The sequence below is a fragment of the Dehalobacter sp. genome, assembly GCF_030063005.1.
GTDB lineage: Bacteria > Bacillota > Desulfitobacteriia > Desulfitobacteriales > Syntrophobotulaceae > Dehalobacter > Dehalobacter restrictus.
Genome location: NZ_JAPDHR010000009.1, coordinates 1 through 15,022, shown reverse-complemented (window position 1 = coordinate 15,022; position 15,022 = coordinate 1). Strand labels below are relative to the sequence as shown.

The window sequence follows — 15,022 nt, the reverse complement described above, 5'->3', positions numbered from 1 at the left end:
CAGGATGAGTCTTAGGTTTATTTACGGACGGTCCGGCAGCGGCAAGTCCACCTATTGCCTGAATGAAATAAAGGAACACGTCAAAAACGGAGCGGATCATCCTTTGGTGCTGCTTGTGCCGGAACAGTATACGCTGCAGGCGGAGAGAGACCTGATTAACGTGCTGAAGACCGGAGGGATTCTAAAGACGGAAGTATTAAGTTTCCGCCGCCTGGCATTCAGGGTATTTAACGAGGCGGGTGGAATCACGTACCCGCATATCCACCCAGCAGGCAAGAGCATGTTGATCTACCGTGTCCTCATGCAGATCAAAGAAGAACTGAAGGTCTATACGAGATCAGCCGAGCGCAAAGGGTTTATCAGTTCGCTTTCAGGGCTAATCACGGAGCTGAAACGGTATAATGTTACGCCGGAAGATCTGCAGAACGCCATTGCCGTTATGGTGGACCAACCGCTCAAGGATAAACTGACTGAACTGAATGCCGTCTATTCTGGGTTCGAGGAACTGATCCGGCAAAGATACAGGGACAGTGACGATGATCTTACCCTGACGGCAGCCAAGCTGGAATCCACCACCATTTTTGACGGCGCGGAAATCTGGATTGATGGTTTTGCCGGATTTACACCGCAGGAATACAAAGTCATCACCAGGCTGCTGCTTAAGGTGAGCAGGGTAAATATCTGCCTGTGTACGGATTCCCTGGCTGAAGAAGGTCTGTTGGAAACCGATGTGTTCTCTGAGGTCAAGGGGGTGTACCGCAAGTTCAAGAAAATCTGCCAGGAGGCGGGTTTGGAGATTGAACCGCCGGTTCAGGCAGCGGGATTTCCGTTGCCCAGGTTCCGCTGCAGCGCAGAGTTGTCCCACCTCGAACGATATTATGATGCCTATCCATACCAGGTATATCCCGAAGCAACCAGGGATATCTTCCTGCATGCTTCGGTGAATATCTATGCGGAGATTGAAGCTGCAGCGGCAGACATTGTCAGGCTTTGCCGGGATCGCGGGCTCAGATACAGAGATATTGCCGTAGTCACCGGAAATCTGGACGGTTACCGGAGTTTTCTGGAGACTGTTTTTGCTGAATATGAGATCCCGTATTTTTTGGACAGAAAGACCGAGATCACGGATCAGCCGCTGGTTAGGATGATGCTGGCGATGCTCGATATTTTTAGCGACAACTGGTCTTACGAAGCGGTATTCGCTTATCTAAAAACCGGTTTAACCGGTCTGGACAGGGAGCGTATCGACCGCATCGAAAATTATGTGCTGGCCTGTGGGATCCGCGGCAACCGCTGGACGAAAAATGAAGACTGGTCGATGCATCCGGGTTTGCTGCCGGAAGAGAATCAGCGGCCCCAAGATGTGGAGAAGGCCGAAACAGAGCTGAAGGAGATCAATCAGACCAGACGTGAAATTGCAGCCCCGCTTCTTCAATTTCGCGCCAAAACCAAAAACAGAAAAAAGGCTTCGGAAATCTGCGAGGCCCTGTATGATTTTCTTGGCGGGATAGGCGTCCCGGCCAGGTTGGAAAGGATCATGGAAGAATTCAGGCGGCAGGGTATGCTGAATCTGGCCAATGAATACGACCAGGTCTGGAATATCCTGATGAACATCCTGGATCAGACCGTGGAGACCATGGGCGAGGAGCCTTTGAGTTTGGAAAGCTTTACCGACACCCTGAAAATCGGCTTTGCCGAATATCAGATCGGGCTGATACCGGCTTCGCTGGATCAAGTTCTGATCGGCAGCATCGAGAGGTTTCGAAGCCATGAGATCAAAGCACTTTTCATTTTAGGGGTCAATGACGGGGTGTTCCCTTCCAGTGCTCAGACGGAAGGTATCTTGGCCGATGCGGACCGTGCCGCGCTGAATACGGTGGGGATCGAACTGGCTAATGATACCCGCACGCAGGCCTTTCAGGCCCAGTATCTGATTTACCGGTCTTTAACGACCGCATCTGCTTATCTTCGCCTGAGCTGGCCGATCGCCGACCAGGAGGGCCGAAGCTTACGGCCTTCGATGGTGATCTACAGGTTAAGGAAGCTGTTTCCGAAAATTACGGAAAACAGCACGCTGATTCCAATGCTATCCGGGTTTGCTGCTGGTAAAGAAAATGCTGAGACGGAGAATATAGGGACGGAGAATGCAGAGACGAAGAATACAGAAGTGGTGAATGACGGTACAGAAAATACCTGGCTAGAAAGTGCTGAATTGGAACAGCTGACAGGGAAATCCCCTTCTTTTAAACAAATGGTTGCAGCTTTCCGCTGCAAGGCAGAAGGGCTGGAAATCAACGGCTGGTGGCAGGATGTCTATCGCTGGTACAATGGGCTGGAAGAATGGAAACCGCGCTGTGAGGCACTTCAGACAGCATTTTCAGCCAGAAATATTGCTGAGCCGGTCAGTTCTGAAAAAATAACGGCGCTGTATGGCGCATCGGCTCATGCCAGTGCATCGAGGCTCGAGAAATATGCGTCCTGTCAGTTCGCATTTTATCTTCAATATGGACTTGAAGCCAAAGAGAGAAAGATTTATCAGTTCAGTCCGCCGGATGTCGGGACGTTTATGCATGCCGTTCTCGAAAGATTTTCGCTGGAGGCGGCACAGCAGCAAATCTCTTGGCGAGAGATGGAAAGACCGTGGTGCCGGGAGAAAGTCTCGGAGATTGTGGATGAAATGCTTCGAAAAATGCAAGGGTCCGGCCTCACGGCCTCCCAACGGTATACTTCACTTGCCTTGAGACTGAAAAGGGTCATCACGCGTGCGGTCTGGATGATTGCGGAGCACCTCAAGCGCAGTGGCTTTGAGCCGTTGGGTTATGAGCTTGGATTTGGCGAGCGGGAAAAGTTCCCGCCAATTGTGATTGAACTTGATTCAGGCCGGAAGGTATCTTTAAGCGGAAGGATTGACAGGGTTGATGCGCTGGAGGCTGAAGAAGGGACCTACCTCAGAATCGTGGATTATAAATCCGGGAGCAAGGATTTCAAACTGGCCGACGTTTATTATGGACTGCAGATCCAGTTGTTCACGTATCTCGATGCCCTCTGGCAGAACAGCGGGCTGGAGACGGAAAAACCAGTCCTGCCGGGAGGGATCCTGTATTTCCGGATCGACGATCCTATCGTCAGAGCTGACGGCAGGCTCACGGAGGAAGAGATCGAGCTGGACATTATGAAACAACTGAAAATGAAGGGCTTGTTGCTCGCGGATGTCAAATTGATCAAGGAAATGGACCGGACCATCGACGGCACTTCGCTGATCATTCCGGCCAGGATCAATAAGGGGGACCTTCTGGGCAAATCATCGGCAGCTACCCTGGAGCAATTTGAAATCCTCAGAAAATATGTTCGGAACCTTCTGAAAGACTTATGTGAGGAAATGATGAGTGGCAGCGTTTCGATCACGCCGTACAAGAAAAAGCGGACAACCTCGTGCACCTACTGCCGCTATGCAGCAGTCTGCCAATTTGATCCGGCCAGAAAGGAAAATAGCTTCCGGTTGCTGGCTGACCGCGGGGATGAGGAAATCTGGAACGATATCATGAAGGCGGAACAAAATCATGACTGATCTGACGAAATGGACGAATGAACAAAGGGAAGCAATTACGGCCAAGGACTGCAACCTGCTGGTCGCAGCGGCTGCCGGGGCCGGCAAGACGGCCGTGCTTGTGGAGCGTATCATTCAAAAAATTACAGACAGCCATGATCCTGTGGACATTGACCGGTTGCTTGTGGTGACGTTTACCAATGCAGCTGCGGCAGAGATGAGGGAAAGGATTGCCGAAGCGCTCGCTGCCGTACTGGAAAGCAACCCGGGGTCTTCCAATATGCAAAAACAGCTGACGCTGTTAAGCAAAGCCAGTATTACAACCATTCACTCATTTTGTCTTGAGGTCATCCGCAGTAACTTCCAGGCCATTAATATTGATCCGTCTTTCCGGATTGCCGATGAGACGGAAACGATGCTGATGAAAATGGAAGTGCTCAATGACCTGTTTGATGAAATGTATGAAGAGAATGCCGAGAATCAGGATTTTCTTGAACTATTAGAGTGTTATGGCGGCAACAGGGACGATCAGGCCTTGCAGGACATGGTGCTGAATCTGCATACGTTTATACAAAGCAGTCCCTGGCCGGAAAAATGGCTTGCGGAGATGATCGGACGTTTCGGCATGTTCGAAGGGACGGATTTCAGTCAGACCTGCTGGGGAAAAGTCCTGCTTAAAAGTATTGGGCTCGAAATTGAGGGACTGATACAGAATATGCAGGCCGCGGTTGCCCTTCTGCAGCCTGGTACAGGACTGGATAAATACCGTCCTGTCTTCGAGGAAGAATACTGCTTTTTGCAGCATATCCGGGAGCTTTGTCTGGAAGAGCGTAATGCCAGGTGGGATGACCTTGCCCAAACAGTCCGGAACTACCTGTTTCAAAGACTGCCGGCAGCCGGCAAAGATGCGGATAAAGCTGTTCAGGAGCAGGTCAAAGAAATCCGGGATCAGGTCAAAAAGAAAATCGGCAAATTGAAAGAAAGGTCGCTGGCAGCGAATTCGAAAGAAATCAGAACCGATTTGCAGACCCTTCAGCCGCTGATGCAGTGTCTGGGTAGACTGGTTGTTGAATTTGAACGCAGATATGCGCTGAAAAAGAATGGCAAGTCTCTGGTTGATTTTAACGATCTGGAACATTTTTGCCTCGAAATTTTGACTGTACAGGATGAAACGGGAGCGTATGTACCATCTGAAGCAGCCAAACGCTATCAGGAACGCTTCGCGGAAATTCTGGTCGATGAGTACCAGGACAGCAATCTGGTCCAGGAAATTCTGCTTCAGATGATTTCCCGCACAGGATCAGCCAGGCCGAATGTCTTTATGGTCGGAGATGTCAAACAGAGTATTTATAGATTCAGACAGGCTAAACCGGAACTGTTTCTGGAAAAGTATCACAGTTACTCTCCGGAACAAGGCGCCAGCCATCGGAAAATTTGCCTGTATAAGAATTTCCGCAGCCGCCGGGAAGTGGTTGATGCTGTTAACTACATTTTCAGACAGATCATGTCGGTGCAGGTCGGGGAACTGGACTACAATGACAACGAGGCTTTGAATCCAGGAGCTGTCTTTGCTGAAAATGACCAGGAACATTTGGCTGTCGGCGGGGCGGTAGAATTTCATCTTATTCAAACAGGTGATCCGGAACGGCTGGATCAGGAAAACAGGTTTTCTGACAGTTCAGGTCAGGAAGAACAGGAATTGACGGAGTTTACGGACGCCTCAAATGGCCTCTCTGATGAAACGGAACAGATTGACCCCGGTATGCTGGATGCGATCCAGTGTGAAGCCCGCTTTACGGTCAGAAGGATACAGGAACTGTTTCATCCGGATGAAAAGGGCAGGAGGACGGCCGTCTATGATAAGGAACGTAAAGTGTACCGGGAGTTGCGCTGCAGCGACATTGTCATTCTTCTCCGGACCACCCGGAATTGGTCCGAGGTATTCACAGAGGAACTGACGGCGGCCGGCATCCCTGCCTTTGCTGATACCGGCACAGGATTCTTCAAGTCTTCCGAGGTACAGGTGATCCTGTCACTGCTCCAGATCATTGATAATCCGTTGCAGGATATTCCGTTATTGGCCGTTCTGAGATCGCCGCTGGCTGCTTTCTCATCCGATGAGCTCGCCGGGCTGCGGCTTACCAGACGGCATGTGCCGATCTATGAGGCGCTCAAACAGTTGGTGGAAGATCAGGATCAATCCGCGGATGGAAAATCTGAGACAGAAAAAATGAAGAACAAAACATCTGAAAAAGAAGCGCTGAAAAAGAAAGCAGCAATGTTCCTGAACAACCTTCACAGATGGCGGGACACCGCTCAATATCTGTCTGCCGACAAGCTGCTCTGGCAGCTTTATACCGAAACCGGCTATTATGGGATTGTCGGAGCGATGCCTGGGGGCGTGCAGCGTCAGGCCAATCTCCGGATTCTATTTGAACGGGCCAGACAATATGAGGGAACAAGCTTTAAAGGGCTGTTCAATTTTATTAATTTCATCGACAAGCTAAAAAGCAACCAGGGTGATTTTGGCAGTGCCAAAATCCTTGGTGAAAATGATAATGTCGTTCGGATCATGAGTATTCATAAAAGCAAAGGGCTGGAATTCCCGGTCGTCATTCTGGCCGGATGCGGTAAGAAATTTAACTTTCAGGATTTGAACAGGAGCATTTTATTTCACCAGGAGCTTGGACTCGGTCCTGACGTTGCGGATCCGAGGCTCAGGATAGCGTATCCGTCTGTTCCTAAATATGCAATTCGGGAACAAATCAGGATGGAGACCCTGTCGGAAGAAATGCGGATTCTCTATGTGGCCTTGACCAGAGCCAGGGAAAAGCTGATTATCTCCGGAGCGGTTTCCAATGCCCGGAAGGCGTTGAACAAATGGTGCAAAGCTGCTGCAGGTGATCCGGAAAAGCTGCCTGCACATGAAGTATATAAAGGAGAAAAATATTTGGACTGGATTGTACCGGCACTCATGAAGCACCGGGGTTGCTGCACTGCCAGTCTGACCGGCTGGCTTGGGCATCATACCTATGCGACGGAGGGAGCATTGGGAAACGGTCAGCTTGACGACCCGTCGGAATGGCAGATCCGCGTATGGACAAAAAATGAGCTTCTTGGCAGACCGGCTGTTTGGGGACAGGAAGAAGAAACATTCATCCAATGGCTGACCGGTTTACGTCAGGAGACCGAAGATCACGGCAATACCGAGGATTACAGCGATACTGAAGTGAATAATGATAATAACGGTAGCAGCGATAATCGTGCTAATAACGATTATATCAATTATATCGATAATAACGACAGTGATGGGCTTCACGGCAGAAATGTAAAGAAAGAGATTGCGCGAAGGCTTGGTTGGGAGTATCCCTTCACTGCCAGTACCCGGATACCGCCCAAAGTCTCTGTCACCGAACTGAAAAGACGGCTGGAAGTAGAGCTTATGGAAGAGCCGGAGCTGGGGCTTGCAACCGGATCAGCTCTCCTGCCACAGCTGATCAAAAAGCCGTTGTTTCTCGAAGAAAAGAAAGGGTTGGGTGCGGCAGAAGCCGGAACGATCCTGCATTTTGTCATGCAGCACCTGGATGTTCAGCGCAATGACATTCCGAATCAGATTCAGGAAATGGTCAAAAAAGAACTGCTCACAGAGCAGCAGGCTGAAAGCGTTGATCCGGAAAAGATAATGTTTTTCCTCGAGTCCCCGCTCGGACGCAGAATGAAGGCTTCAGGCAGTGTAAACCGTGAAGTTCGCTTTAATATAGAAATACCCTGCCGGGAAGTATTCTCTGACATGGCGGCAGGTGCCTGCGGGCAGGAAGTGGTCTTGCTGCAGGGCATTATTGACTGTTATTTTGAGGAAGAAGACGGGATTGTTCTGGTTGACTATAAGACGGACCGGATTCCGGAAGGCGGATCCAGCATTATTCTGGAAAGGTACCGCCAGCAGATTCTCTATTACGCCAGGGCGCTGGAAATGCTGACAGGGAAAAAAGTCAAAAAAAAGTATTTTTATCTTTTTGGCTGCGGCGAGATCTTGCAGTCTTGACAGTAACCGTAGATTTCCAGTTTGTGCTGGATCACATCGAAATTGGCTTGATCTTTCAGGGCCTTTTCAAATTCTTTCATTGGACAGTCCATAATCGAGATCCGTTTATTGCACTTCATACAAATCAGATAGTGTTTGTGCTTGTCGTGATTCAGTTCATATCTGGCTTTGCCATCATCAGAGATATTCGTTTTGAGAAGGAGATTGCCCGACATCAGCTTTTCCAGCGTACGATAGACGGTAGAAAGGCAAATGGACGAACTTTTATCTTTTAGAGAAATAAAAATCTCTTCAGCCGTCAGAGGTTCTTCTGCATTCTGAAGCAGGTCAAATATCAAGTTCCTATGCTTGGTATTCTTGATCCCTGCTTTTTTCATGATTTCTTTTAATGGGTCTTGCTGGTTTTCAGGCAAAGAATTCAGTCCTTTTAGTCAAATTTTTACGTACAACGGAACAGTGCCCCCCAAATTGATCATGAGGTTGTTTTTGTCAGTCGCTCCCAGAAGATTTTTTATGATTTTAGCCTTATATATCTGACTCTATTGTAATACTTTTACACAGCTTCACAAAGCATTAATGACTTTGCCAAAAAATATTTGAAATAATTTCTAATCAAGAGGAATAAAATGCATACTTTTGTAGTATAATCGATTTATATATTAATGCAAATGCGAACCATTTGCAAAAAAATAGGGGAAATTAGCTGATGACTGCTAAGACCGCAAAGACGGCTGTGATTGATAAAACGGCAATGAATAGGAAAAATAGGACCAATAGGACAAAAATGTTTTTTAAGTGGGCGAAACCTTTTTGCGCGGTTTTGCTGGCAATCATGGTAACCTTAAGCGGGTGCGGTGCGAAGGAGAGCGCCGCGGTGAATACGGATGACAGTCGAGGATCGCTGAAAATTGCGACTTCGTTTTATCCGATCTATCTATTCACTTTAAACATCACAAAGGGTATCTCGAATGTGACCGTCGTCAATATGACCAAACCGACAACCGGCTGTCTCCACGATTATGCACTGACGACCGAAGATCTGAAAAGCCTGGAAGATGCCAAGGTTCTGGTGATCAACGGCGCGGGAATGGAATCATTCCTCGCTAAGGTTACAGGGCAGATACCGGATTTGAAGATCATCGACGCCAGTGAAGGGATTACCCTGATTCAGGATGAAACAGGGAGAAATCCGCATGTGTGGCTGAGTATATCTAAAGCGATCAGACAGGTTCAGAACATCGGCGATCAGCTGGCGGTCCTTGATCCCGAAAATGCTGAAAAATATCAGGAAAATACTGCAGAATATATTGCAAAGCTCGAACAGGAAAAAAATAAAATGCACCAGGCCCTGGATGGGGTAAAGAACCGGGATATCGTGACTTTTCATGAGGCATTCCCGTACTTTGCCGAAGAATTCCATTTGAATGTGGCAGCTGTGATTGAGCGGGAGCCCGGATCAGAACCCAGCCCAATAGAACTGGCTGAAACGATCGAGAGAATCAAAGTATTAAAAGTTAAGGCTTTGTTCGCCGAGCCTCAGTATTCTGCGGATACAGCAGAGACAATTGCGAATGAAACAGGTGCCCGGGTCTATTACCTTGACCCAATCGTCACAGGCCCTTTGGAAATGGATGCTTACATTGATCTGATGGATAAAAATCTGCAGACGCTGCAGGAGGCTCTCCGATGAAAAACAAATGCTGCAATCATGAATTATATGAAGAATGCGGATGCGGCTTATGCCGTACGAGGATCAACCACCTCGGGGTAACGCTGAATAACAAAGAAATACTGCGGGATATCAATCTGGAAATATACTGCGGCGATTTGACTGCGGTGATCGGACCGAACGGAGCTGGTAAGACAACCTTGTTTAAAGCTATCCTCGGTGAAATTCCACACACGGGAACGATTGAATTTCTTGATCCTAAAGATAACCAAAAGGGCCGTCCGCTCATCGGCTATGTCCCGCAGAAACTTGATTTTGACAACAGTTCGCCGGTCACTGTGCTGGACTTGTTTACAGCGACTTACAACCGTTTTCCCGTCTGGCTCGGTTCTTCTCAAAAAACAAAAAAACGCGTTCAAAAGAATTTAACGCTTGTGCAGGCTGAACATCTGCTTAACAGAAGACTGGGTGCGCTATCCGGAGGGGAGTTGCAAAGAGTATTGCTTGCGCTGGCGCTTGACCCCGTCCCAAATCTCTTGTTTCTTGATGAACCGGTGTCGGGTATCGACCAGAAAGGGTTGGAACTGTTCTATGATATTGTCTCCAGGCTGCGTCAGGACTATGACTTGTCGATTATTCTTGTTTCGCATGATCTGAATCTCGTGGCCAAATATGCAGACCGCGTGATACTGCTGAACCATGCGACCATCGAATGCTGTGGAACCGCTGCGGAAATCTTCGCCAACGAGAAAGTGATTAAAACATTTGGTATGGGGTGGACCAAAGGAAACGCTGAATCCAAAAGAAAAGAGGAAGAACAAACCAATGATCGAACAATGGTATAGACTGCTGGATGCCTTGCTTCCTCTGGCCTGGCTGGAATATGATTTCATGAAGAACGCCCTGCTGGCTGTTCTTTTGGTGACGCCCATTCTAGGTATCCTCGGCACAATGATCGTGAATAACCGGATGGCCTTTTTCTCAGATGCGTTGGGGCATTCGGCATTGACAGGCGTTGCGGCGGGAGTTGTACTCGGGATCCAAAGCCCTTTTTGGGCTCTGCTGGTTTTTTCGGTGTTGTTTGCGGTTGCGGTAATTAGTGTTAAAAATGCCAATACGGCATCGACGGATACGATCATCGGCGTATTTTCCTCAACGGCAGTTGCATTGGGTATCGTGCTCCTGTCACGCAACGGCGGCTTTAGCAAGTACTCCGGGTATTTGATCGGGGATCTGTTAAGCATAACCCCTTCAGAGCTGGGAATTTTAGCCCTGATTTTTGTGCTGGTGCTGGTGTTTTGGGCAGGCTGGTTCAACAAGCTGCTGTTGGTAAGTGTCAATCAATCCCTGGCCAAAAGCCGGGGAATTCATGTCCGCTTTTATGAATTTGTATTTGCCATCGTGGTCGCCGTTGTGGTAACGTTCGCGATTCGTTGGGTAGGCATTCTGATTATCAGTTCCCTGCTTGTACTGCCAGCTGCTGCTTCCCGGAATATCGCGGCAAATACGAGGCAGTACCATGTCCTTGCCGTGATCATCGCCTTGATTTCCGGTCTGGCAGGACTCATCCTGTCGTACTTTTGGGGAACCGCAACAGGCGCTACCATTGTTCTGGTACTTGCCCTATTCTTTGCCGGGACATTTGTCTGGAAAGTTTCAACAAGATAGGATCTACGATGACCATTCTAGCAAAAAAGTTCTTAAAGTAACCACATAGATAATGAGCTAACTATGGCATGCAGACTTGCAGACTTACAGAAGTAACCTTATGATCAGTCTGGGGGACACAGTTCTGCTGTAAGCGGAGCATGGAGTGCGCAGCGCGGCCTTTTGTACCATGGATGGCACAATGGCCGGGAAGCAGTATTGTGGCCCACAGACTATCCCCAAAAATAGATTATTATCTCAATTTGCGCTGCCTCAATAAGAAGTTAAAATGAGCTTACCGCGTTATTTAAGAAAGGACTGACCAATCATGTGCAGAGAAAAAACACCTTGGGAGAAATGTGCTGAATTTCATGGACACGAATGCATGGGGCTTGCAATTGGCTTCAGACAGGCGTTTATCGGACTCGATGCGCTTGGTGTAGTGAGGGCGGCTGATGAAGAACTGTTTGCGGTCGTCGAAAACGATGCCTGCGGTGTCGATGCGATCCAGGTACTTACCGGCTGTACGCTCGGAAAGGGTAATCTGATTTATAAGGATTCCGGCAAACAGGCGGTCACGCTGGCCAACCGCAAATCCGGTAAAGCGGTTAGGATTTTAAGAAAACGCGGCAACAAACCCGATGATGAACAATACACGGAATTGAAGGCAAAAATATCGGCAGGTACGGCCAGTGAACAGGAAAAGATTGTTTGGGGGAGCCTGCAGAAGGAAAGAATTGAAAAATTCCTGGCCGCACCTGCAGCTGAACTATTTACGGTTACCGAAGTAGCCATGCCCCGAATTGAACCGGCCAGAATTTTTCAGACAGTCGTATGCTCTCAATGCGGGGAGCCATTTGCAGAAGTCAAAGCACATCTTGTCGGAGGAAAAATTATCTGTTCCGACTGTAACGAAGCCTATACCAGGGGATGGCGTTAACCGGAATGGCCCTGATTATAAACAGCCCTCATACTTGAAAAATTGCTTTTAGTGTTGTCCCTTTATTTATTTGTGAAGTAATTTTCAATTGTCCGCCAACACTTTCAATACGTTGCTTCATGACAGCCAAACCCGAATGAGCACCGGAAATAAGCCAAGTTTCCAGTTCATTTACATCAAATCCTTTACCATTATCGCTGATTATGATCTCCAAAATATTCTTTATGAGAATAATATCAACTTTAAATACATGGGACTCTGAATACCGCAGGGCGTTAACGATTCCTTTTTCGATAAAGCGAAAGGCTACAGTTTCAATTTGCTTATCAAAACGATTGCTATTTTCTATCCCAAAAGTATTGAGAATGATTAAAGCCAATTCTTCACGCATGAAATCCTGAATCCACAATTCAATAGTTGGCAATAGCCCTGAACTATCTAACAGCGGAGGGTTGCGCTTATCAATTTTTGCTAAAATCCCCAGCTTAATATCTTGGTCGATTTCCCCAATTTTCAGCATGGTTTGCTGCTTTATACTTTCCGGTAAATTCTTTCTTTGCAAGTAGTCCAGCCAGCTGTATTGATCGAGAACATAGTGGTACGGACCGGCTAATAATTTAGGTATTAGACGATCTTGATTATTCATATTAGCAAAAAGTGAATAGACAAAATTTGGGGGAATAGTATTTTCTATTTCTGTTTCGCTTATTGTTTTCGTATCGTTTATACGTTCATTTAACACAATTAATTCTTTATTAAGGCCATTGATCACAATTAATATCAGCAATTGATAAACCAGTTGACCGGCAAGAAGCGTGAGAAAAGATAATTCTGACTGTATAAATTTTATTTTTGAAAAACGGTGGCCGAAAAAAACGCCGCATACTGAATTATTAGACGAAAAAGGAACAAAAACTTCAGCAGGAAAATCATCTGGAAGTACTTTTGTCTCCATATCAAGTTTGTTATGGTTGTTAAAATATTCTTCCAATATTTTACGTTCATCAAGATTTTCTTGGAAACGGCCAACAGCTTTATTTAGATTATTAAACTGGACATTATCAGTAATAAGGAAAATCCCGTCGATTTCAAGATTTTGGGTCATTTCTATGAGTATTTGGTCATTGGCAATAAGCGAGGTCAGGTTCTCATTTAATTCCTCAATCCTTTGTTTAAAGCTCTTTTTTTCCTGAAGAAAACCGGATTTTTTAAACAATTTACTTAAAATAACTTGGAGATAATGGTAACAAGCAATCAAGATATAAATTGAGAAAAACAATTCTATATATACTTCAAATGTAATAGAAGGCACAATTTTTAATAAGTAAAGGGTTAATAACAAGATAAAGCTAAGACACACTGACGAGAGAATTTGAGAGATGAACCCTTCGTAGATTCGGCGGTAATCCGGCAGATATTTATTAACAACTACATAGTAGAGAGAGAAGGGTACAACTGCAATAAATAACTCAGGAAAAAATGAATTCATAAACGTATAAACCCATTGTTTAGAATTACAAAGAGTAGGAAGCGCAATAAAAAGAAAAAAGGGCAAGAAGCCAATTAGTAACCCTAATAGGATAATATTTGCTTCATTTTTCGCTGCTTGATCTTTTGACAATTTTAATATTATCAGATTAACCACAGCAAATGAGATACTAATAATCATCGTAAATAATGCTAGTTTAACTAACAAATTTGAGAGGCTGAAAAAGCCTATGGAATGTATAATTAGTAATATAAAAAATACTGCGGCAAGAGCGGTTACAATTTGGCAGCTTACTTTATTGATTTTATTTTCTTTATCTAACGGGAAAATCGAGAAGAAATAAATTAAAGCCACTGCGGTTAGCAAAAAAGTTATGTACTCCAATTCTTTACCTAGAAACAAACCACGGCTGGAAGCTTGAGCCAGAAGTATTGCTAAACCAAGGAAATAATTTAACCAAAATAAAGCGCGGGCCTGTACTAAAGATGGACGTTTCAACCAGGCTATAAATCCCAGGAACCAGAAAATGAACCCAAGTAAGAAATATGGAAGTATAGCTAACATCCTTTGTAAAGCAGGTGGATTTTCTATAGTAATAGTCTGTTCTGTTGTATTTTCTTTAGCAGAAAAACTAATACTGTTAGCTCCTTCGGCCCGCCCCCATTTTCTTAAGATATGATAATTTCCTGCATCCTCCGAATTGATTTTGAAGATCTGATCACCGAACCGGATACCCGATTTATACCCTTCTCCGTTCTGATTGGCAGTAACCACATACCAGTGACCGTCAGAGTTATTAATATCTAAACCAATAAAAGGGCGCTGTGAACAGGAAAAGAAGTAGACTATCCCTATAAAAATAAATATTGCACTGGCTAAATAATAAACTTTTTTTTTATAAATCTTTCCAAATAAAATATTCATATTCACGAAACACTTCCCTTATTATGTATACTACCAGGCATTTCTTTACGGTCGTGCCTGGCAGTATAGTCTATGTTTATATGAAAGACAATTTGATTTAAGCTGAAAGTGATAAGTTTAAATTTTACATCCAACTCTCCATTGGAGATGCAGTGATAAGAGCAGCGCCTCCAGAAACTCTGTAACCGGATAAAACTTTTTGTACAGCAGTGAACTCATTTGACTTAACCTTGTTACCTTGTTGGCTGTTTTGTGCCAACAACATCTTGGGATTTCTAACACAATCATGAACCAAATTAGCAATACTCTCGTAGTTCATCGAGAAAACCCCCTTTTTAAACACAAGTCATCTGCGGTGTTCTTTGTTAAGATAGTTTGACATGGGAAACTTCCAGCTTAACCAATTTTATGTAAATTTCGCCACAAAATGTATATTTCCTCCTAAAACATGTTATATATTTGAAAAAATGGATGAATTGCGAAATGCCTATAGAGAGGCGTTATTTTCTGGCTCCCTAAATAAAAAAGCAAGTTTGGCGGACTTATTTTCAATGTCCTTATTTACAAGTAAAGCTAATGCAGAAAAAGAAAGGTATACAATAACTTTTGTTTGACAGCCAAAGAATCTATACGGTATAATCTCATCTTTGACACTTTAAAGAGCAAAAAAGCCTGGAACCCCTTGCAAACAAGGGAAATCCGGGCTTTTACATTTTTAAAAAAGTGAGTAATGTTTTTATGACTTTGTACTTTTGAGAATT

The 15,022-nt window shown here is 45.5% G+C and carries 9 protein-coding genes; 6 read left to right on the top strand and 3 right to left on the bottom strand.

Annotated features, from left to right (window positions below; all coding sequences use genetic code 11):
* Positions 1 to 4: 4 nt before the first annotated feature.
* Both OKX56_RS02515 and OKX56_RS02510 read left to right on the top strand, forming a co-directional pair.
* Positions 5 to 3,568, top strand: coding sequence for a helicase-exonuclease subunit AddB family protein (locus OKX56_RS02515; protein ID WP_019225495.1), 3,564 nt, complete (start codon positions 5 to 7; stop codon positions 3,566 to 3,568).
* A complete protein-coding gene (locus OKX56_RS02510; RefSeq protein ID WP_019225496.1) occupies positions 3,561 to 7,592 on the top strand; it encodes a UvrD-helicase domain-containing protein in 4,032 nt (1,343 codons plus the stop codon). Before OKX56_RS02515 ends, OKX56_RS02510 begins: the two co-directional genes overlap by 8 nt.
* Here OKX56_RS02510 and OKX56_RS02505 read toward each other — a convergent pair.
* A complete protein-coding gene (locus tag OKX56_RS02505; protein ID WP_019225497.1) occupies positions 7,556 to 8,005 on the bottom strand; it encodes a Fur family transcriptional regulator in 450 nt (149 codons plus the stop codon). The genes OKX56_RS02510 and OKX56_RS02505 overlap by 37 nt on opposite strands.
* A 293-nt stretch (positions 8,006 to 8,298) precedes the next feature.
* Between OKX56_RS02505 and OKX56_RS02500 the strand changes: the two genes are divergently transcribed.
* The 4 genes from OKX56_RS02500 (at position 8,299) to OKX56_RS02485 (ending at position 11,848) form a co-directional block, all read left to right on the top strand.
* The gene (locus OKX56_RS02500; RefSeq protein WP_019225498.1) at positions 8,299 to 9,282 is read left to right on the top strand and encodes a metal ABC transporter substrate-binding protein; all 984 of its coding nucleotides are present in this window, start codon (positions 8,299 to 8,301) and stop codon (positions 9,280 to 9,282) included.
* Positions 9,279 to 10,106 (top strand): metal ABC transporter ATP-binding protein, encoded by an 828-nt coding sequence (locus OKX56_RS02495; protein WP_019225499.1) that lies wholly within the window; start codon positions 9,279 to 9,281, stop codon positions 10,104 to 10,106. Before OKX56_RS02500 ends, OKX56_RS02495 begins: the two co-directional genes overlap by 4 nt.
* A complete protein-coding gene (locus OKX56_RS02490) occupies positions 10,087 to 10,929 on the top strand; it encodes a metal ABC transporter permease (protein ID WP_019225500.1) in 843 nt (280 codons plus the stop codon). Before OKX56_RS02495 ends, OKX56_RS02490 begins: the two co-directional genes overlap by 20 nt.
* Positions 10,930 to 11,236: 307 nt before the next feature.
* The gene (locus tag OKX56_RS02485) at positions 11,237 to 11,848 is read left to right on the top strand and encodes an FmdE family protein (RefSeq protein ID WP_019225501.1); all 612 of its coding nucleotides are present in this window, start codon (positions 11,237 to 11,239) and stop codon (positions 11,846 to 11,848) included.
* Positions 11,849 to 11,876: 28 nt separating this feature from the next.
* Here the strand turns inward: OKX56_RS02485 and OKX56_RS02480 are convergent, their stop codons facing one another.
* Positions 11,877 to 14,261, bottom strand: coding sequence for a sensor histidine kinase (locus OKX56_RS02480; RefSeq protein ID WP_336570140.1), 2,385 nt, complete (start codon positions 14,259 to 14,261; stop codon positions 11,877 to 11,879).
* 124 nt (positions 14,262 to 14,385) lie between these two features.
* A complete protein-coding gene (locus tag OKX56_RS02475) occupies positions 14,386 to 14,580 on the bottom strand; it encodes a hypothetical protein (RefSeq protein ID WP_019226376.1) in 195 nt (64 codons plus the stop codon).
* Positions 14,581 to 15,022: the final 442 nt, after the last annotated feature.

Excerpts from the sequence above, each read along its gene's own strand:
- OKX56_RS02515 (WP_019225495.1), top strand. The coding sequence starts at position 5 with ATGAGTCTTAGGTTTATTTACGGACGGTCCGGCAGCGGCAAGTCCACC.
- OKX56_RS02510 (WP_019225496.1), top strand. The coding sequence starts at position 3,561 with ATGACTGATCTGACGAAATGGACGAATGAACAAAGGGAAGCAATTACG.
- OKX56_RS02500 (WP_019225498.1), top strand. The coding sequence starts at position 8,299 with ATGACTGCTAAGACCGCAAAGACGGCTGTGATTGATAAAACGGCAATG.
- OKX56_RS02495 (WP_019225499.1), top strand. The coding sequence starts at position 9,279 with ATGAAAAACAAATGCTGCAATCATGAATTATATGAAGAATGCGGATGC.
- OKX56_RS02490 (WP_019225500.1), top strand. The coding sequence starts at position 10,087 with ATGATCGAACAATGGTATAGACTGCTGGATGCCTTGCTTCCTCTGGCC.
- OKX56_RS02485 (WP_019225501.1), top strand. The coding sequence starts at position 11,237 with ATGTGCAGAGAAAAAACACCTTGGGAGAAATGTGCTGAATTTCATGGA.
- OKX56_RS02480 (WP_336570140.1), bottom strand. The coding sequence starts at position 14,261 with ATGAATATTTTATTTGGAAAGATTTATAAAAAAAAAGTTTATTATTTA.
- OKX56_RS02475 (WP_019226376.1), bottom strand. The coding sequence starts at position 14,580 with ATGAACTACGAGAGTATTGCTAATTTGGTTCATGATTGTGTTAGAAAT.